This is a genomic window from Alcaligenes ammonioxydans (genome assembly GCF_019343455.1).
GTDB classification, from domain to species: domain Bacteria; phylum Pseudomonadota; class Gammaproteobacteria; order Burkholderiales; family Burkholderiaceae_B; genus Alcaligenes; species Alcaligenes ammonioxydans.
In genome coordinates, this window is record NZ_CP049362.1 from 3,756,279 (window position 1) to 3,774,827 (window position 18,549).

The 18,549-nt window shown below is 56.2% G+C and carries 17 protein-coding genes; 7 read left to right on the forward strand and 10 right to left on the reverse strand.

All coding sequences use genetic code 11. The annotated features are described in order from the left end of the window. The first annotated feature begins 44 nt into the window (after nt 1-44). Nucleotides 45-920, forward strand: coding sequence for a hypothetical protein (locus tag FE795_RS17080; RefSeq protein ID WP_219235373.1), 876 nt, complete (start codon nt 45-47; stop codon nt 918-920). Between the two features lie 279 nt (nt 921-1,199). Next, complete coding sequence (locus FE795_RS17085) at nt 1,200-1,949, forward strand: DUF4880 domain-containing protein (RefSeq protein ID WP_059318436.1); 750 nt, start codon at nt 1,200-1,202, stop codon at nt 1,947-1,949. A 27-nt stretch (nt 1,950-1,976) separates the two neighbouring features. Here the strand turns inward: FE795_RS17085 and FE795_RS17090 are convergent, their stop codons facing one another. Next, nucleotides 1,977-5,279: an autotransporter outer membrane beta-barrel domain-containing protein gene (locus tag FE795_RS17090; RefSeq protein ID WP_219235375.1), complete on the reverse strand. Its 3,303-nt coding sequence runs from the start codon at nt 5,277-5,279 to the stop codon at nt 1,977-1,979. A gap of 200 nt (nt 5,280-5,479) precedes the next feature. Here FE795_RS17090 and FE795_RS17095 point away from each other — a divergent pair, with 200 nt between their 5' ends. Continuing rightward, nucleotides 5,480-5,980 carry a hypothetical protein gene (locus FE795_RS17095; protein WP_230406228.1) on the forward strand — a complete coding sequence of 167 codons (501 nt, stop codon included), beginning with the start codon at nt 5,480-5,482 and terminating at the stop codon, nt 5,978-5,980. Nucleotides 5,981-6,103: 123 nt separating this feature from the next. Here the strand turns inward: FE795_RS17095 and FE795_RS17100 are convergent, their stop codons facing one another. The 3 genes from FE795_RS17100 to FE795_RS17110 form a co-directional block, all read right to left on the reverse strand. Next, nucleotides 6,104-6,493, reverse strand: a complete 390-nt coding sequence (locus tag FE795_RS17100) for a DUF6180 family protein (protein ID WP_059318433.1) — start codon at nt 6,491-6,493, stop codon at nt 6,104-6,106. Nucleotides 6,494-6,759: 266 nt separating this feature from the next. Further along, nucleotides 6,760-8,133 carry a tRNA uridine-5-carboxymethylaminomethyl(34) synthesis GTPase MnmE gene (gene mnmE, locus FE795_RS17105; protein WP_219235377.1) on the reverse strand — a complete coding sequence of 458 codons (1,374 nt, stop codon included), beginning with the start codon at nt 8,131-8,133 and terminating at the stop codon, nt 6,760-6,762. A 331-nt stretch (nt 8,134-8,464) separates the two neighbouring features. Further along, complete coding sequence (locus FE795_RS17110) at nt 8,465-9,067, reverse strand: helix-turn-helix domain-containing protein (protein WP_230406229.1); 603 nt, start codon at nt 9,065-9,067, stop codon at nt 8,465-8,467. 108 nt (nt 9,068-9,175) lie between these two features. On the opposite strand from FE795_RS17110, the gene argE reads away from it, so the two are divergent. Genes argE through FE795_RS17130 form a run of 4 tightly spaced genes read left to right on the forward strand, consistent with a single transcriptional unit; the run spans nt 9,176 to nt 13,388 of the window. Continuing rightward, the gene (gene argE / locus FE795_RS17115; RefSeq protein WP_003800783.1) at nt 9,176-10,372 is read left to right on the forward strand and encodes an acetylornithine deacetylase; all 1,197 of its coding nucleotides are present in this window, start codon (nt 9,176-9,178) and stop codon (nt 10,370-10,372) included. A 32-nt stretch (nt 10,373-10,404) separates the two neighbouring features. Continuing rightward, on the forward strand, nt 10,405-11,379 hold the full coding sequence (locus tag FE795_RS17120; RefSeq protein ID WP_219235379.1) for a threonine ammonia-lyase: 975 nt from the start codon (nt 10,405-10,407) through the stop codon (nt 11,377-11,379). A 2-nt stretch (nt 11,380-11,381) separates the two neighbouring features. Further along, nucleotides 11,382-12,386, forward strand: coding sequence for an ornithine cyclodeaminase family protein (locus FE795_RS17125; RefSeq protein ID WP_003800779.1), 1,005 nt, complete (start codon nt 11,382-11,384; stop codon nt 12,384-12,386). Between the two features lie 30 nt (nt 12,387-12,416). After that, nucleotides 12,417-13,388, forward strand: coding sequence for a tripartite tricarboxylate transporter substrate-binding protein (locus FE795_RS17130; protein WP_059318432.1), 972 nt, complete (start codon nt 12,417-12,419; stop codon nt 13,386-13,388). 66 nt (nt 13,389-13,454) lie between these two features. On the opposite strand, the gene FE795_RS17135 is transcribed toward FE795_RS17130, so the two are convergent. From FE795_RS17135 to rpmH, 6 genes are all read right to left on the reverse strand, one after another. Further along, nucleotides 13,455-13,844: a VOC family protein gene (locus FE795_RS17135; RefSeq protein ID WP_003800776.1), complete on the reverse strand. Its 390-nt coding sequence runs from the start codon at nt 13,842-13,844 to the stop codon at nt 13,455-13,457. A 105-nt stretch (nt 13,845-13,949) separates the two neighbouring features. Next, complete coding sequence (locus tag FE795_RS17140; RefSeq protein ID WP_219235382.1) at nt 13,950-15,392, reverse strand: catalase; 1,443 nt, start codon at nt 15,390-15,392, stop codon at nt 13,950-13,952. 352 nt (nt 15,393-15,744) lie between these two features. Beyond that, on the reverse strand, nt 15,745-17,412 hold the full coding sequence (yidC, locus tag FE795_RS17145; protein WP_003800774.1) for a membrane protein insertase YidC: 1,668 nt from the start codon (nt 17,410-17,412) through the stop codon (nt 15,745-15,747). 107 nt (nt 17,413-17,519) lie between these two features. Continuing rightward, nucleotides 17,520-17,762, reverse strand: coding sequence for a membrane protein insertion efficiency factor YidD (yidD, locus tag FE795_RS17150; protein ID WP_035269485.1), 243 nt, complete (start codon nt 17,760-17,762; stop codon nt 17,520-17,522). Beyond that, on the reverse strand, nt 17,759-18,124 hold the full coding sequence (gene rnpA, locus FE795_RS17155) for a ribonuclease P protein component (RefSeq protein WP_003800772.1): 366 nt from the start codon (nt 18,122-18,124) through the stop codon (nt 17,759-17,761). The genes yidD and rnpA overlap by 4 nt, the downstream gene beginning before the upstream one ends. A gap of 66 nt (nt 18,125-18,190) precedes the next feature. Then, nucleotides 18,191-18,325 carry a 50S ribosomal protein L34 gene (rpmH, locus tag FE795_RS17160; RefSeq protein WP_003800771.1) on the reverse strand — a complete coding sequence of 45 codons (135 nt, stop codon included), beginning with the start codon at nt 18,323-18,325 and terminating at the stop codon, nt 18,191-18,193. Nucleotides 18,326-18,549 lie beyond the last annotated feature (224 nt).

Consider the following 18,549-nt stretch of genomic DNA (forward strand, 5'->3'; position numbering starts at 1 on the left):
CCCGGCGTCGGGTTAATTTCAAAAGTAATCCCTGGCCGCGCCTTTTGTGCTGGATCGCCCTGATAGCCTTGGCCGCTTACTACGGTTTTTTTCAATGGACGGTGTATCAATACAAAAAAGAGCAGGAACGTGAGCTGGCCAGCCGTCAACATGTTTTAAAAGAGACCGGTCGCTTTGCTGGTCTTCTGATGCCTGCTGGTACCCAGTTGGAGCTGGCGGTATGGGGAGACCCGGATAGCGTGGCCTGGGCCCGTTTCCCGGAGGCGGTGGGGGTGGCCAAGGCTCCCGTCCTGTCTTTTGAGCGCCCCCGACCGGATCTGGCTGATTCCCATTGGCATATGCAGCTGGCGCGGGACGTGGAGTTGGAGGGGTGGCTTTGTGACAGTAGCCAAGTCGTTGAAATGCAACAAGATCCACTGGCTGAGGGTGGGTTTCGACTTGCTAGCTGTGTCTTGGCCGAAGGTAACCGGATTACTGCCTGGAGTCCCTACGCTGCCGCGTTCAATCTGAGTTCAGCGCCGGATTTGGTTCTGGCTTTGCCCAAGGGGACTCGGGTGCAAGCCAGACCTGAAGGGACACGGTATACCAATGGAGAGCGAGATCAGGATCGCTGGTTGCTTCGTGTGGAGGCGGAAGGGTTGCAGCTCAGCGCCTGGAGTCTGCCCCTGGAGCGTGCCTACTTGGCAGTCGATGAACATCAAAAACTGCTTTATTTGTCGCATGCCCAATTGGCACAGGAAACACAATGGGGTGGTTTCACCTATCCGGTGGGAACGCAGTTTTCCAGCCCCAACTATCGGCTTTTTCCGCAATGGCCGCTTTTATTGAAGGCGGTAGTGCCCGCCCAAGGGGATTCAGTCCCGACACAGGAGCGCATTCATGCGTTGCCGGGTGGAGAAATTTTGGACGAATTTCATTAAGTAACGACAGCAGTTCGATTTTCTTTAGCTTTAAGTGTCATTTTTTCGGCTGTCAGTGCAATTAAATAAGGCGAATTCGTTTTGCCTGCCTCAAATTTGAGTTACTGTAAGCTTTTGAAGCGTTTGTATAAAATAAAAACGTATCGTTTTCAAAATGAACAGTCACAGAGGTGGTGACGATTGTTTCGCTTTGGCGGTCGTGGTGTTTTGAGCAGGAGCGAATCTGCCGACCCCGGCCCACCCTATTGCTGGCTTAACTGGACAAGGTTAGATGCCGCTATGACGACATATCAGGGAGATCTGCTGGAGCATACGCAGGCTCACGCCCAAGCTGCTTACTGGTTTACTCGCTTGAACTCGGGTGAAGCGACGGCGGCCGAATTACGTGAGTTTGAGGATTGGCGCCGTGACAATCCAGAAAACGAACGTTCTTATCGCTATATTTGTTACTTCTGTGACGCCAGTCTGGATGCCCCTGAGCATGAGATCCGTCGTTTATTGGCAAGCTCGGCGGATAAGGTCATCGTACTCAAGCCCTATCACCGGGTCTTACTGAGCGCTTTGCTATTGTTGGCGCTGGTGTTGACGGTCTTTTTTTCCTGGCCCGAGCGGGTGCTGCGACAAGCGCATCTGGTGTCGGGCGAGCAAGCGCTGGAGCAGCGTGCGGATGGACTGGTGCTGTTATTGGGGCCCGACTCCGCACTTGAGCTGCGAGAGTATGAGGACCGCTTGAATGTGCAGTTGCTGCGTGGTCAGCTCACCTTGCAATTGGCGGATCAAGCCCAGAAAAGTGTAACGGTATTTACCAGTTTTGCGCAGGCACGTAGTAATCAGGCGCAGTTTTCTGCCTGGCTGGATAATAATCAGATGAAGTTTACGGTCATGGCTGGATCGATCGAGGTGTCCAGCGGGACCTGGTGGCGTCGCCAGACGCGGGTGCTGATTCCCGGTCAACATGTCTTTGTGGATCGATGGTCTGGGATGAAACGGGTTCAACCCGCTCCCATAGCGTTGAATAAGGCCGACTAATAGTCGGCCTCTTACATTTTGGCGAGCCTAGAACATCCAGTTCAGGAACAGTTTGCCGTTTATATCGGCACGGCTGTCACCCCATAAACGGGTCTGGGCCGACAGTCCTACACGCAAGCGTTCGGTTTGCTGCAGGCTGACGCTGGCTCCCAGTGACAAGGCATGGCGATCCACCCGTGCATAGCGACCCTCAAAGCCGACGGCCGGAGCACTGGCAAAAGCGGCCTGCTGGGTTTGATGGCGGTGCAGCAAGGCCTGTTCCCAGGCCAGCGAGACGGACGTGTGCAGTTGGCGATCCTGTCTGAGGTCCCAGTTTTGACGCAAGGTCAGCCCGATTGAGGCCTGCAAGGCTTGCTGACGGCTGGAATCCAGACGTAGACGGCTGGCGGCATCCCCCTCTTCTTCCAGACCGGGACGACGGTAATGGATGTAATCCAGGGCCAGAACGGGGCCGATGCTGCCGCTCTCGCCCAGAGCCCAGTTGTATCCGGTCTGTATGCCTGCCGAGAGGGCATGACCGGTCCAATCCGCCGCGGGGCGCGCTTGATAGCCCGCAACGCTGATAGTGCGGTTCATCTTGCCCTGCTCCATGCCCACTCGTACGTTAGCCAGGCCGTTCCAGCCTGGCTGAGTATCGTCACGGTAGCGGGCATGGATGCCCAGACCCAGGCCGGTCAACTTGCTCTTGGCTTGGAAGGGGGCGTCGATATTCACGTGTTGCTCGTTGGCATTGCCGTGTATGCCCAGGCTCCAGTCACTGCCTTCAGCACGATGTTCAGCCCCCAGCATGACGCCATAGGTTTCGCTGCGGTGGTCCACATCGTTGCTGCCTAATTGCCAGTGATAGCGACCGCCGTACGTGTGGATGAAGCTTTGCCAGCCACTGTGGGTGTTGCCCCTGGTTTGACGCAGTTGTTCGGACACCAGCTGTTCACGGCGCAAGGAGGCAGCGGTTTGAGCGGCGTAGGCACCTGCGCTTAACTGATCCAATGCCAGTCCAATATCGCTGCCATCTGCACGCGAGAAGTCCATGGCCTGATACACGGCTGCTAGAGCTTGCGTGTCTGAGGAGGCCTGTGCCAGGCTGAGGCCCACTGCGGCAGCATTGGGCGAGGCTGCATATTGCGAATAGGCATCTTGATGACGGCTGACGGTCCAGCCCGTGTCGGTGCTTTGTACCTGCAAGGAGGGAGAGGCCAGGGTTGCGCTGTACACGGCAAACTGCCCTTGCGTCTGACTGGCGGTGAACACCTTGTTCTGATCCAGCGTCCAGCCGTTCTGATACCAGTCCGGTTGCAAGTCCACCTGCAGTTCACCATCGAGCTGAGCCACACCCTGTACGTTAATACGGTCGTTCTGGGTGGTGGATGCTTCCGCCAGAATCCGGCCCTGGGCACCTTGGACAAAATTGCCCTTGATCGTCATGGTCCCGTAAGAGTTACCTGGACTGAGCGTGCCGTTATTCGTGAAGTTGTATTCGGGATTGAGGATAAATTGGCTATGGCCGTACAAGGTCGCACCTTGATCGACACGCAGGCCATACAGCTCATGTTCTCCATTCAAGGATGTGGCGCCCCCGGCGATGACGACCGCCAGATTGTTCAGGCCTTTGATATTGCCGTCATAGCGCATCTGGAAATCGGGGTCGGCATTGGCGGTAGCGCGGCCGTTCTCATCGGCCTTCTGTCCAAAGCTGATACGGGTCAGCAACAGGTCCCCATTGGCGTCACGGCGATTGTAATCAGAAGTAATGTCGCCTGTAATGGTTGCGCCCTGCAGAACATGGATGTTTTGCACCCAGGCATTGTCCGCGATATGGATGGCCGCCTTCCGGCCCGACAAGGTGCCCGACAGGTCATACCGCTTAATCAACGCGCCTTGCAAAATCGTTGGTACAGCAAGACCTTGCCCTTCCGACTCGACGAGCCAGGAGCCGTGATACTCATCGTCGCTTCCCATGGCATTCTGGCCAAAATCAAACAAGGTCCCGATGCCATCCTGACCGTCTGCCCGGACTTCGCCTTTCTGGACAATATGGTGATGACGTCCATAGCTAAATTGCAGGCCACGCCCATACGCTCCCAGCGCATGAATTCGGGTAGCGTCCGGGATGATAAGGGTGTTTTCGCTGCCATCGACACGTACACCTACGCCCCCGGGTCCCGCACTGAGCAGGTCCGCTGCCTGGGTGATGGTGTTGCGTTCGCCATAAATATGCAGGCCCAGACCCTGCGTGGCCCTGTTGTATTGGCCAGGCAGGTAGGCAGTGCCTGCTTGGTTACGTGCAAAGTAGCCCTGCGTGTTGGTCAGGGTGATGTCGTTGCCGTAGACCGAATAACCAAAGAAATTGCGGCGATCAATATTCAAACCAATATCCTGCAAGGCAGCGATTTCGGCTTCCATCAGATTCACGTAGTTGCGATAAGTCTGGTGGCTCATCAGGCTGTTGCGCAGCTCCGTGTGGCTCATGTAGTTGCGGTCTACCCCGTACTGCGGTTTGTCATGGTAGTTCAGGATGCTGACGGGGATGCCCGGCATAGCGCCGTTGAGCACCTCTTGCACATGGCTGCCGGTGAAATACCCGTTGTCCTGGCGCAGATCAAAGGCATTGGGCTCGTAAGGATTGCTGCACACGGAGCACAGGATTTTTTGCCCTGGGGTGGGTGCGCGGCCCTGATCGTCGCGCAAACCCAAGGCCCATGGGCTCAGATCGTTCAGAAAATAGGGGTCGGGCGGGTCGTTGCTGTTTTCAGCCAAGTTGTCCGCCACCGTGTTGCTGATCCCTAAAGCGTGGGCCAACTCGTGGAAAATCACGGCGTTGTAGTCCACTTTGCCCGTGATGGGCAATTGGCTGGGGGTGACGGGGGCGGTATCCAGATCCAGTTCTCCAACCCCGATAACAGCGTCGGGGTTGTCGGGAGAGCCCGGGAAGATGCCTTGTAAGCGTGCCTGCAAGGCCGATAAGGTGAAATGAGGGTTGGAGGGGCTGGTCAGAGATGCGCCATATGCGTTGGCGTTCTTGCCGTTCATGGTGCCAAGATTGATGACTGCTGGCGTGTAGTTGGCCGGCAGATCGATGATCTCAGCCCAGCGTTCCAGCGCAGCCCGGATTTTCAGTCTGCCATTCTCGTCAATATCGCGGGGGGAAACACGGGGGTCTGTTTGTTCAGTCGTATCGTAGCCCCCATCATCAGGCCCGTAGATTCGTAACTCAAAGGCCTGCTGGCCTTGCTTGTTCAAAATGAATTCTGTTTCGTAGGCATGCGTGCTGCTGGCCCAGCTCAAGGCCAACAGGGTGTGGCCCAGTAGTGCTTTGATTTTGAAGTTCATTGGATCCAAGGAAAGGGGGACGAAAGGTAGAAGGCACTTTCCGTATAAAAGTAAATAAAAGTGTCTTGTTTTGCTACTTATTTCGCTGACGACGGAGGCGATTGAGTAAATGGCGCAACATCTGATTGGACCCTGACGGTAAAGATTTACGCTCGGTCAGCCGTAACCTCTAAGGGATAAAGTGTTAAAGAGAGGAAACTATGTCGATAGAAATCAGTGGGCAGGGGTTGGTACATCAACAAACTATGCCTGTGACCGAGCCTTTGCACGCGACCGCCATGACGCCCCCGGCAGTATCCGGGCAGAATGAAAATGCAGCTGTAGACTCATCGGTGCGTATTACCGTGAGCTTGTCGCCTTTGGGAAAAGAGCTGTCCCTGACGAGTCAGCAGGCCAGCAAGATAGAGCGCGACAAAGATATTGATGACAGCTCCCTGCCCGATGGCATTAAAGAGATTCTTAAACGAATCCGTGATTTGAAAGAGCAGATTCAACAAAAGTTGATGGAGCTGCAGCGAATTCAGGCCAATGACACATTGAGCGAAGCGCAAAAAAAACAGGAATTGGAACGTGTGCAAGCGGAGCTGACCAGCCTGAACGGTGCCTTGTCCAGTGCGCATGCCATGTTGAACAAGGTCATGGACGACATTGAGCTAGGTGGCGAAGCTCGTATGGAGGTCGGGGATTTATTGATGAAATAAAGGTCAATCCACTGGCTCTGGGGGGCGGCTTGAAGCGCCACCCGCAGTGCCAGTGGAACAGCATGATCCCGTTGCTGCATTCTTCACGGGGTCCGAGCATCGGTGACCCGGCCCAGCACGTGTTCAGGGCTGGGCCGCTACCGTCAATGCCTGTGCGATCTTGTGATTGAGCTGGTGAGGCGACATGAGTTCGGCGCTGACCTGAGCCCGGGTATGAATGATGTAGGCGGTCGACGGTTTCAGGTCAATGCAGTACACGACCAGCGAGCCGCCTCCTAAAGGGGCAGCGCCAATATACACGCCCAATTCGTCGTTGATGCTCGGATCAGTGCGCTGATGGTACCCCTCCCCTGCAGCCGTCTGTCTGACGGTATCCACACATTGGGCTACGCTTAGGCGGGAGATGGAGCGCTGCTCGGCCTCCAGCTCCAGAGGGTGCAGGTGCTGGGCGTGTGCCGTCCAGGCGCCCTGCAGTAATGCGGCCATCAAAACCCATTTGCTGACTGTGCACATGATGTCCTCCCGCAGGAGACGATGGAACGTTCAGCATAGACCTGATTGATAAGGACAGGCTTTGACAGCGTGTAATTCAGCGGGAAAGTCGGGTTTTTACTGAGGCAAAAACGGGACGTTCAGCGACAGGGATGGAACAAGACCGTTGCAGGTGTTTCGCCCCTGTGCCCTGCTGGTGGCTCAAGCGGACCAAGATGCTTCGTACAGCGCTGAGTTCGCAGGCTGATGCCAGATAGGGACAGGAGCGACCGGGGGCAGGTCCAGTATTACTTCCCGATGCAGAAACTGGAAAAAATCTCCCCTAGCAAATCGTCGCTGCTGAACTCGCCGGTAATCGAGCACAGGTCCAGGTGGGCCAGACGCAGTTCCTCTGCAAACAGATCCAGCACCTGATCGCTGTGGGTGGCATGTTCTGCGGCCAGGCTCAGGTGGTACTCCGCCCGTTCCAGGGCCCGCAGATGTCGTTCACGTGCCAGCCAGGGGGATTCACTGCCGGGGTTCCAGCCTGCGATATCCAGCAAGGTGCGGCGCAGTGTGTCCAGACCGACATCTTTACAGGCAGAAATGGGCAGCACGGTGGCGCCGCTTTCCTGGGCAGGCAAGGCAGCCTGTTGCTCGGCGCTCAGCAGGTCTATCTTGTTATAGACGCGCAGCACGGGCACGTGCGATGGCAGACGAGTGGTAATGGCACTATCCAGTTCGTCTTGTGGGTTGCGTGCATCGAGCAGATGCACGATCACGTTGGCCTTGGCGATTTCATCCCAGGTTCGGGCAATGCCAATGCGCTCGACCGTATCCTCGGTTTCACGTAGACCGGCGGTATCCACGATATGCAGGGGTATACCATCAATGTGGATCAACTGCATGACGCGGTCGCGGGTGGTGCCCGCAATATCGGTCACGATGGCCACGTCTTCGCCTGCCAGCGCATTGAGCAGGCTGGATTTGCCCACATTGGGCTGGCCTGCCAGTACGACGTGCAGGCCCTCGCGCAGAATCGCCCCCTGGCGCGAATGCTGCAGGATGCTTTCCAGCTCGTCCTGAATGCCTTGCAGCGTGGCGGCGGCCTGGTATTTTTCCAGAAAGTCGATTTCTTCCTCGGGAAAATCCAGGGTGGCTTCCACCAGCATGCGAAGATGGATAATCCGGTCGGCCAGGGCGTTGACCTTGTTGGAGAACACGCCGGACAGTGAGGCCACCGCACTGCGGGCAGCGGCTTCCGAAGAGGCGTCAATCAGGTCTGCCACGGCTTCAGCCTGGGCCAGATCCAGTCTGTCGTTCAGGAAAGCGCGCTGGGTAAACTCGCCGGGTTCGGCCAGTCGCAGGCCCATCTCCTTGCCGGCTTCCAGGCAGCGATCCAGCAAGCGGCGCAGTACAGCGGGTCCGCCATGTCCTTGCAGTTCCAAGACGTCTTCACCGGTGTAGGAGTGCGGGCCTTTGAAAAAAAGCGCGATGCCCTCGTCGATGGCCTGGCCTTGTGCATCCTTGAAGGGCAAAAAGTGCGCATGACGCGCTTGCAGCGTACGACCAAACAAGGTTTGAATCAGCGTATCAAGCTCCTTGCCGGATACACGGATAACACCAATACCACCCCGGCCGGGGGCGGTGGCAATAGCCACAATAGGGGAAGAGCTGGACATGGTCAGATCGATCAAAGAGGCGGAACAGAACCGTATTGTAATGGAGGCGACGGACGGTTCGGGCTTGGAGCTAAGGCCTGTGCAGGTGGTTGAAATACGTGCGTTTATGGGGGAGTGGCCTAGGCTCTTGAGAATCAGGCAATCAGGCAATCAGGCAATCAGGCAATCAGGCAATCAGGCAATCAGGCAATCAGGCAATCAGGCAATCAGGCAATCAGGCAATCAGGCAATCAGGCCACTATTGGGATCACTTGGCAGAGCTCAAGGCCATTGAAAAAGCGATGGGCAGTGTCATCACCGCGGCTGTGGCCTGTCGTCTGCGCCTGGGTCCTTAATGGTTGTTGACACACACCACCAGAATTTCCACGCTTTCTCCGTGTTCACACAAGTACAGGTGTCCCAGGTTGCTCTTGAAGTAGATACTGTCGCGCGCTTGCAGTACGTGACGGCGACCGTCCTGAAACTGCATGGTCAACTGCCCTTCAATGACAAAAATAAACTCTTCGCCTTCGTGCTGACTGAAGTCACTGGCATCACGAGGTTTGCCTGCCAGCACGCGCCCATGCATGGGTGTCATTTTCTTGTTGATCCATTCTGAGGCCAGCATGCCGTATTCATAGCGGTGTGCATGGTAGGTGACCGTGCGCGAAGCCCGTCCTACCAAAATATCCATCCCCGATTCGTTCTGGTCGCGCGGCGTTTTGAACAAATCCGACAGATCCATTTTCAAGGCCCGGCTGACGGCCAGAAACTTCTCGTAGCTCAGACCAATCAGGCCACGTTCTGCCTTGGATAGGGTGGATAGGGATACATTGGACAATCGTGCCAACATAAGCAGGGTCAAACCCTGTCGTTTGCGTTCATCGCGTATGCGAGCCCCCATGGCGGTTTTGCTTAATAAATTGGGAGCGGGGTTGGCTAAGTCTTTTGTCATAACCTAAAGAAGTAATAAACGGCTTTCTTATAGATATTATTAATTTTCTTATAAGAAAACTCTGTCCTATTGTATAGAACTACACGCTTTACGCTGGAGAAAGAAGGCATGACTGCGATGTTTGATCCTACTGCTTATCCCTCTACCTCGGTGGAATGGATAAAAAAACTGATTGCTTATGATACGACAAGCCGGGAATCTAACCTGGAACTGATTCACGACGTGCAAGCTTATTTGCAGCAGCAAGGCTTGGAAACGGTGCTGACGCATGACGCCAGTGGTCGCAAGGCCAATCTGTTTGCCACCATTGCCGCCGCCGATGGCACCCGCACCGGCGGCATTGTTTTGTCCGGCCATACGGATGTGGTGCCGGTAGATGGGCAGAACTGGAGCAGCGATCCTTTCAAGGCCGAAGTGCGTGATGGGCGGCTGTATGGTCGTGGCACCTGCGACATGAAGGGTTTTGTCGGCGTCACCCTGCAACTGGTTCCCGAGATGCTGGCGACCAGGCTGTCCAAGCCGATTCACCTTGCGTACTCCTATGATGAGGAGGTGGGTTGCGTAGGCGCCCCGGTGATGATTGACGATCTGGTGCGTCGTGGAGTCAATCCCGAAGGTTGCGTGGTGGGGGAGCCAACCAGCATGCGTACCATCGTTGCGCATAAAGGCATTAATGCCTATCGCTGCCGTGTGCATGGTCGCGCCGCGCATTCTTCGCTCACTCCCAAGGGCGTGAACGCGATTGAGCATGCGGCGCGCATCATTACCGCTATCCGCGATCTGGCCGATGATTACAAAAGTATGGGTCCGTACGATCATGATTTCGATGTGCCTTTCACGACCTTGCAAACCAGCATGATTCGCGGCGGTATTGCATTGAACACCGTGCCCGATTTGTGTGAGTTTGAATTTGAATATCGCAACCTGCCTGGCGTAGACCCCGAGCCGATCCTGCAGGAAATCCGTGAGTTTATCGATCTGAAGGTTTTGCCTGCCATGCGCCGCGAGCATCCGGATGCCTTGGTAGAGCTGGAAAAGCTGGCCAGCGCCCCCGGGCTGAATCCTGAGGAGCAAGCGGCCATTACCAAGCTGGTACGGGAACTGACACGTGATGACACCGTGCGCAAAGTAGCCTATGGCACCGAGGCAGGCCTGTTTCAACAGGCCGGTATTCCTTCGATTATTTGTGGGCCCGGCAATATTGAGCAGGCTCACCGCCCGGATGAGTACGTGGAACTGGCTCAAGTGGAGCAGTGCGAGCAGTTTTTGCGCGCCTTGATCCGCAGCCAGGCCGTCGCTTCTTAAAAAAACAGACAAACCGGTTTCAACGACAATCCATGACAACAGACAAAGTTACCCAGGAAAACGTGGTGCAGGCGCATGAGCGTCTGCGCCCCTATGTGCGCCAGACGCCCGTGTTCGATTATCAGACCGGGCGTCTGGAGAGCGGCGTCAATTTCAAATTTGAGCATTTGCAGGCCTCGGGCACGTTCAAAGCACGGGGGGCGTTCAACAATTTGCTGAGCCTGTCCGAAGACGCACGCCAGCAAGGAGTGACCTGCGTGTCGGCCGGCAACCATGCGGTGGCGGTGGCCTATGCGGCCCATCAAATGGGTGTGAAAGCTAAGACCGTCATGATCAAGACAGCCAGCCCGGCGCGCGTAGCCCTGTGCCGCGAATATGGGGCCGAGATTGTCTTTGCCGATAACGGCGAGCAGGCGTTCGAGCTGGTGCGCCAGATTGAAAGGGACGAACAAAAGACCTTCATTCATCCCTTCAGCACCTACCCGACGGTACTGGGAACTGCGACGCTGGGCTATGAGTGGTTGCAGCAAGCGGGCAAGCTGGATGCGGTCCTGGTGCCGATTGGTGGTGGTGGGTTGGCCGCGGGTGTCTCGGCCGCCGTCAAGCTATGGCAGCCTGATTGTGTGGTTTATGGCATTGAACCTGTGGGTGCGAACGTTATGGCACTTAGTCGCCAGGCGGGCGAGCCGCAAAAAATTGGCGCGATGCACTCCATCGCAGATAGTCTGATGGCTCCGCATACTGACGAATTCAGCTTCCGCGTGTGTCAGGACAATATCGATACGCTGGTCACCGTCAACGACGACCAGATCCGCGCTGGAATGCACTTTCTGTTCAATGAGTTCAAAATGGCCACCGAGCCGGCCTGTGCCGTGGCAACCGCCGCCTTGATGTTTCCCTTGCGCAAACATCTGGCCGGGCAACGGGTGGGCGTGCTGTTTTGCGGCTCCAATACGGATACCGACACCTTTGTCCGCCACATCACTACGCCTGTGACTCAAGGTTAATCATGACGCTGAATGTGTATGTCGCAAAAGCTCAGGAAGTGTATGAGGGGCTGGAGATGGGCGCTGCCATTGACCTGATGCGCCAAGGCTTTATTGCCCTGCAGCAAGGGCGTATTGATCAGCCTTTACGCACCATTGTGCGCAGCGATTTGTCCTGTGGGTTTCTGGGCATGATGCCCGCCTGCATCAATATGCCCGAGATCTATCCCGAGCCCTTGTACGGCGCCAAGATGGGTACGCTGTTTCCTGACAATGTTCGCCTGGGCAAAGACCCTCATCAAGGCTGTGTACTTTTGATGAGCGGTTTGACCGGCGAGACGCGTGCCATTGTCGATGCCAGCAGCGTAACGGCGTTACGGACTGCAGCGGTCAGCGGCCTGGCAACCGATTTGCTGGCGCGCCCCGATGCCAGCGTGCTGACTTTGTTTGGCGGCGGCCATCAGGCTTTATGGCAGTTGCGTGCCGTCGCGCAGGTGCGCCGTCTGAGCAAGGTCTTTGTGATTACGCGTTCGCCCCAGTCGGCCCAGCATTTTATTGAAGAAGCCCAGGCTTATCTGGACTGTCCCTTGATTGCTGAGGTGTCGGCCGCGCAAGCCGTCTCCCAGTCTGATCTGGTGCTTACGGCCACTAGTTCGGCCACACCTGTTTTGCAGCGTGAATGGCTGCGCCCCGGCACCCATGTCACCGCCATGGGCTCCAGTACGCCGGCCAGCAGTGAGCTGGATGGCCCCACCATGACGGCAGGTCGCTTGTTTGTGGACCGCGCCCAATCGACCCGTAATGAATCGGGTGAATTTTTGAATGCCTGCAAGCAGGGTTATCTGTCCGCGGATACAGAGTTGAACGAGCTGGGTGCTGTCTTGCAGGGAGAAGCCGCCGGGCGCATGAACGATGAAGAGATCACGATTTTCAAGTCTTTGGGACTGGCATTTGAGGATGTGCTGACGGCAGCTGCTTTGCTAAGCCGCCATGCCGCCCAGGGCAAGGGACGAGTAGTAGCACTTTAATAGCGTCAACTAGAGGTAGGGAGACAAGTGATGAAAAAGCAATGGGCGCAGGTTTTGCTGGGAACAGCGTTGGCATTGGCGTCAGGCCTGTCGGTGGCCAGCAAGTTGCCCGACACCATACGTTTGGTCGTGGGTTACCCGGCCGGAGGAACGGCAGATGCCGTGGCTCGTGTATATGCCGAACAACTGCGTGAAAAACTGGGTGTCAATGTGGTGGTGGACAACCGCGCAGGCGCGGGTGGGCAGGTTGCGGCTCAAGGCTTCTTGCGCTCGCCCACGGATGGTTCGGTGCTTTTGGTGGCGAACAATCACATGATGACCACCCTGCCCCTGACCGTGAAAACAGTCAGCTACGATCCCATGAAGGATTTTGCGCCGGTAGCCGTGATCGCCAAATTCGAGCATATCTTTGTGGTGGGCAAAACCACGCCCGCCAATACCTTGGCAGAGTATGTGGAGCTGGTGCGCAAGGAGCCGGAAAAATACGGCCACTACGGTATTCCCGCCCCTGGCAGTGCCCCCCAGTTCATGGGTTACAGCATCGCCAAAAAGAATGATATCCAGATGTCTCCTGTGCCTTATAAAGGCGGCGCCCCTTTGATTAATGACCTGCTGGGCGATCATATCCCTGCTGGGGTGGATGCCGTGGGCATGATTACTGAACATGTTGCCGCCGGTTCAGTTCGCGTGTTGGGAATTACAGGCGAGCAACGTCTGCCTATTCTCAAGGATGTGCCTACCTTTGCAGAAATGGGCTACGGAGACCTGAAGGCTTCGGGCTGGATGGGAATCTTTGCGCCCCTGGGTATGGAGCCGGAAATGGTCAAGCAGTTCCAGGATGCGTTCAATGAAGTGGCCAAGCTGCCTAAAATTGAAAGCGCGATTGTGCCGATCGGCTTTCGACCCGAGTCGGGCGATGCGCAGGAACTGGCCCGTACGGTTCAGGCGGATCTGGATACCTGGGGACCGATCATCAAGGAGTCGGGGTATTTGCAGCAGTAAGGTGCCAGACCAGGCACAACAAAAAACGCCCTGCCTTTGTGTAGGGCGTTTTTGCGTGCAATGGGTTTATTTCACCGGCGTACACAACTCCACCACGATGCGCTCGGGCGTCTGTACGTAAGACACCATCTGCCCCCAAGGCTTTTCCTGTGGTGGCGCCAGTTCTGTGCCCCCTTCTGCCAGCGCTTTGGCATGAGCGGCAGGTACGTCGTCACACACCAGGGCGATTTCGATACCCAGCGGTACTTCTGACGCGTGCGGTGATAAATGACCCTTTGGATAATTCATGTACGCCAGCATTTCCGCCGCAAAGGACAGGGTCGTTTGGCCGGTTTCCAGCTCGCCGTACAGCCCGGTCTCATGCAACATTTTGGTGGACAGGCCAAAGGCGCGATTAAAGTAGTCCAGTGCCTGGCCGACGTCAGGAACATAGATGATGGTGTAGCCAAATTTCATGGTGGGACTCGGTAGGAAAACGCAGGGCCAGTGCAAATAAGATCGGCCCCCCGATTGTAGAGCGGGGGGCCGATCTTTTTAGGGCTTTACAGACCCGGCCAGGGTTTAAAGCTGTCCGCGTCTGCTCAGTTCCGCTCGCACACCTGCGCCATAGGCGGGGTCTGCCTTGGTGAAGTGGCCCAGCTGACGCTCGATGATTTCTGTCGGCACGCCTGCCATGGCATCGGCAATATTGCTGAACAGACGTTGCTTTTCCTCGTCGTTGAACAGGCGAAACAGATTGCCAGGCTGCGAGTAGTAATCGTCGTCTACCCGGTGATCCCAGTGGTCTGCAGGCTGGCCGTCCAGCGCCAGGGGCGGTTCGCTGCGGGGAGCCTGTTGCCATTCACCTTGGCTGTTGGGCTCGTAGTTGATCGTGCCGCCGTTATTGTCGCCAGTACGCATGGCGCCATCGCGGTGGTAGCTGTGAAACGGGCAACGGGGGGCGTTCACCGGCAGCAGGCCGTGGTTTACGCCCAAGCGGTAGCGCTGGGTGTCGCCGTAGGAAAAGATACGGCCTTGCAGCATGCGGTCAGGCGAGTGCCCAATGCCGGGGACCAGATTGGCCGGCGTAAAGGCGGCTTGTTCAACCTGGGCGAAGTAGTTGGTGGGGTTCTCGTTCAGTTCCAGCATGCCCACATCGATGAGCGGGAAGTCGCCATGTGGCCAGACCTTGGTCACGTCAAAAGGGTTGATGTGGTAGTTGCGCGCCTGCTCTTCGGTCATGACCTGAATACGCAGCGCCCAGCGTGGGAAGTTGCCCTTTTCGATGTTCTCGTACAGATCGCGTTGCGAGCTTTCACGATCCTGGCCCACTACCTTGGCCGCTTCTTCATTGGTGTAGTTGGCAATGCCTTGCTGGGATTTGAAGTGGAACTTCACCCAGTGGCGCACACCCTTGTCATTGATCAGGCTGTAGGTGTGGGAACCAAAACCGTGTTGTTGGCGAAGGTTACAGGGCAGGCCCCGATCGCTCATCAAAATAGTGACCTGATGCAAGGATTCAGGCGACAAGGACCAGAAATCCCAGGCAGCGCTCATATTGCGCAGGTGGCTGCGCGGGTCGCGTTTCTGTGTATGGATGAAGTCAGGGAATTTCAATGGATCCCGTATAAAGAAGACAGGAGTGTTATTGCCCACGAGGTCCCAGTTTCCGTCTTCGGTATAGAACTTGATGGCAAATCCTCGAACGTCGCGTTCTGCATCGGCGGCTCCTGCTTCACCAGCTACGGTGGAAAAACGTAAGAAAACGGGGGTGCTGCTGCCTGGCTTGAAAACCTTGGCCATGCTGTACTGAGTGATGTCGTGCGTCACGGTAAAGGTGCCGAACGCGCCCGAGCCTTTGGCGTGCACCACGCGTTCCGGGATGCGTTCACGGTCAAAGTGAGCCAGCTTCTCCAACAGCCAATAATCCTGCATCAGGACGGGACCACGGGGGCCTGCCGTCATGGAGTTCTGGTTCTCCTCAACAGGACGGCCGGCGGCGGTCGTCAGGGTTTTCTTACTCATTGTGATTCTCCGTTGAAGCTGACCCGACCTGAGGGGGCGGGTCGTTTTAAGAAGTTGAGATCAGTCTACTGGCCTTGGTCGAAATAGTTAAATCAAATGATTTTAGTGAACGCATAGCTTTTCGCTATATTGACGGGCTTTCCTCCTGATCATAGCGGTAAGTAGAAACACATAAAATGACATTTCTACGAACGGGCCAGACAAGGAACGTTAATAAATGACCAAAGACGGGTTTTTAGTGCGGTGTGACAAAGCATTATTGGCAGGCCGTCGCGTTTAGTGCAATCAGGTATAAGCAACAGGCGAAAAAAAACCCCGCTAAGGGTAGCGGGGTTTTCTGGGCCAGAACGAATTAGCTATTGGCGGCTTTCGCGCTGTTCTTTTCGATCTGCACCATGATGTAGCGCTGCTGGGCGATGGACAAGATGTTGTTCACGCACCAGTACAGAACCAGACCGGCGGGGAAGAAGAACATCATGCCACCAAAGACCAGAGGCATCAGCATCATGACCTTGGCTTGCATTGGATCAGGCGGTGTTGGATTCAGCTTGATCTGCAAGAACATGGTACCCATCATGATGGCGGGCAGAATCATCCAGGGGTCGCGCGCGGCCAAGTCGTGAATCCACAGAATCCACGGCGCACCGCGCATCTCGACGCTGCCCAGCAGCACCCAGTACAGCGCAATGAACACAGGGATCTGAACCAGCATGGGCAAACAGCCGCCCAGCGGGTTGATCTTCTCGGTGCGGTACATCTCCATCATGGCGGCATTCAGCTTGGCCTTGTCGTCGCCAAACTTCTCGCGCAGCGCTTGCATGCGAGGAGCAAATTGCTTCATCTTGGCCATGGAGCGGTAGCTGGCGGCCGACAGCGGGAAGAAAACCAGCTTGATCAGCACGGTCAGCGCCACAATGGCCCAGCCCCAGTTACCCAGCAAGGAGTGCAGCCAGGTCAGCAGTTTGAACAAAGGCTTGGAGATGATGGTCAGCCAGCCGTAGTCGACGACCAGATCCAGGCCGGTTGCCAGTTGCGACATGGCTTTCTGGTCTTGTGGGCCGACCCACAGGGAGGCGTCCACAGCCTTGCTTTGGCCGGCATCAATCGAACCGACCGATTCCAGCGTGCGCACGGCGTACAGGTTGTTGCCCAGCTTCAGGATCTCGTTGGTGCGCTGCACGTCCTGGACCGGAACCCAGGCGGTTGCAAAGTAATGCTGCACCATCCCGATCCAGCCGTTATCGACGTTGCGCGCGTAGCTGGCCTTGTTCTTGTCGATGTCCGAGAAGGTGATTTTCTGAAACTTGTCGCCGCTGGAATAGACCACAGGACCGGTGAAGGTGCTGTACAGGCGGGACGAATCAGGTGGGTTATTGCCGTCGCGGGTCAACTGCAGATACAGGCGCGGGTCAATGGCAGCGCCGCTATTGTTCTGGATGTCGTGACGAACCTGAATGTCGTAGCGACCCTTGTGCAGGGTGTAGGTTTTGGTGACCTTCACATCGTCCGAGGTGGCTTCGAACACTACATCCAGCGTGTCGCCGGTCATGTTGTGCTGGGTCGAGACCAAGGTGAACGGGGTCAGGTGATTGGGCAGGGTCTGCCCGGCGGCGCCCACAATACCGGATTGGGCCAGGTAGATGGAGGCCGGCGAGTTGTCCAGCAACACCATGGGTTGTTCAGGATTCTCGGGCGAGCCATATTTCAACAGTTCCGCTTTGACCAGCTGGGCACCTTCGGTGCTAAAGCCAAGCTTGTAGACGTCCGTTGTAATGTCGATGGTTTGCGCTGTCGCGGACACCGCGCTGTTGCTCGATGGCAAGGCAGCAGACGCAGTGGGCTCTTGAGCAGCGGGAACACCCCCATTTTGGGCAGGTTCGTCGGAAGCTGCTGGCGCTTGTGTGGTGGCCGGGGTAGAGGCAAACAGCGATGGCTTGCCGTTATATTCCTGCCAGTTGTTCCACAGCAGCAGCAGTGCAAAGGAGAAGATCATCCAAAGGATGGTGCGTCGGATATCCATAGCGCCTGTATCACATTTATAAAGCTGAGCAAAAGCTTAGCAGTTTAACGTAGCTGGTCTGCAAACAGGGGGTTGCCTTGAAAAACAAGGCGCAGACCAGGACGATTCTAGAAAGTGTTGCGGTCTTCGGGCGTGCGAGCGGGCACGGGATCATGCCCTCCCTTGCACCAGGGATTACAGCGGCAGATACGCACACCACCGAGCCAGAGCCCTTTGAGCGGGCCATGAATGTCAATGGCCTGTAAGGCGTAGTTCGAGCAGCTGGGAGTAAAGCGGCAGTTTCGTCCGATCCAGGGGCTCAGGAAAAACTGGTAAAAGCGGATCGGCGCTGACGCCAACTTGCGCATCATGGCCGTACCTTGGCAAACAAGGTGTCGGCTTCGGTGCGAACCAGTTGCTTTAAGGCGGTCAGCGACACCTGGGGTACCTTGCTGTGCAGCCGAAAGACATAGGCGGCATTAGGCAAACCTGCGCGTTTGTGGCGGAAGGTTTCACGCAAGATACGTTTGATGGTATTGCGGGTGACGGCGCGATTGGCAAAGCGCTTGGGGACGATCAGTCCCAAACGGGCGCCTTCGGTTTGCTGTGGATCTTCGCCACGAGAGCGAGTGACCACGAACAAAGCCCCGCGACCTACGCGTTGTCCCTTAAGTGACAGCGCGTATTCGGTGGGGCTATGTAAGCGAGCCGTAGCTGGAAAGGAGGCACGCATGATGCGTAACGTGGGAGCCGGGCTTTAGAAAGATCTATTGCCCTGGGCCACGCATCCCGACATGGCTTATACAGCCAGACGTTTGCGACCTTTGGCGCGACGTGCGTTCAAAACAGCGCGACCACCGCGAGTTTTCATGCGAACGCGAAAACCGTGGGTACGCTTGCGACGGGTAACAGAGGGTTGGTAGGTGCGTTTCATGGTGTATCCAAAAAAATGAGCCGCCAGAAATCGCAGAAAATCTCCACCCCGACAGCACAAAGGCTTGGGATCTGGCAACAGAAAATCGTGTTAAGCCCGTCATTTCAGCAAATTCTTTCTGTTGTGTCAATTATTTAGCCCGATATTACGCAACTAAATTTGTTAGCCTGTGGATAACTTGGCACAGCTCAGGGTAGAATCGAGGTTTACAGAAGTGATGACCG

Bases quoted from the DNA above. Each gene is read 5' to 3' on its own strand.
- FE795_RS17085 (WP_059318436.1), top strand. From the start codon at position 1,200: ATGACGACATATCAGGGAGATCTGCTGGAGCATACGCAGGCTCACGCC.
- FE795_RS17090 (WP_219235375.1), bottom strand. From the start codon at position 5,279: ATGAACTTCAAAATCAAAGCACTACTGGGCCACACCCTGTTGGCCTTG.
- FE795_RS17095 (WP_230406228.1), top strand. From the start codon at position 5,480: ATGTCGATAGAAATCAGTGGGCAGGGGTTGGTACATCAACAAACTATG.
- FE795_RS17100 (WP_059318433.1), bottom strand. From the start codon at position 6,493: ATGTGCACAGTCAGCAAATGGGTTTTGATGGCCGCATTACTGCAGGGC.
- mnmE (WP_219235377.1), bottom strand. From the start codon at position 8,133: ATGTCCAGCTCTTCCCCTATTGTGGCTATTGCCACCGCCCCCGGCCGG.
- FE795_RS17110 (WP_230406229.1), bottom strand. From the start codon at position 9,067: ATGACAAAAGACTTAGCCAACCCCGCTCCCAATTTATTAAGCAAAACC.
- argE (WP_003800783.1), top strand. From the start codon at position 9,176: ATGACTGCGATGTTTGATCCTACTGCTTATCCCTCTACCTCGGTGGAA.
- FE795_RS17120 (WP_219235379.1), top strand. From the start codon at position 10,405: ATGACAACAGACAAAGTTACCCAGGAAAACGTGGTGCAGGCGCATGAG.
- FE795_RS17125 (WP_003800779.1), top strand. From the start codon at position 11,382: ATGACGCTGAATGTGTATGTCGCAAAAGCTCAGGAAGTGTATGAGGGG.
- FE795_RS17130 (WP_059318432.1), top strand. From the start codon at position 12,417: ATGAAAAAGCAATGGGCGCAGGTTTTGCTGGGAACAGCGTTGGCATTG.
- FE795_RS17135 (WP_003800776.1), bottom strand. From the start codon at position 13,844: ATGAAATTTGGCTACACCATCATCTATGTTCCTGACGTCGGCCAGGCA.
- FE795_RS17140 (WP_219235382.1), bottom strand. From the start codon at position 15,392: ATGAGTAAGAAAACCCTGACGACCGCCGCCGGCCGTCCTGTTGAGGAG.
- yidC (WP_003800774.1), bottom strand. From the start codon at position 17,412: ATGGATATCCGACGCACCATCCTTTGGATGATCTTCTCCTTTGCACTG.
- yidD (WP_035269485.1), bottom strand. From the start codon at position 17,762: ATGATGCGCAAGTTGGCGTCAGCGCCGATCCGCTTTTACCAGTTTTTC.
- rnpA (WP_003800772.1), bottom strand. From the start codon at position 18,124: ATGCGTGCCTCCTTTCCAGCTACGGCTCGCTTACATAGCCCCACCGAA.
- rpmH (WP_003800771.1), bottom strand. From the start codon at position 18,325: ATGAAACGCACCTACCAACCCTCTGTTACCCGTCGCAAGCGTACCCAC.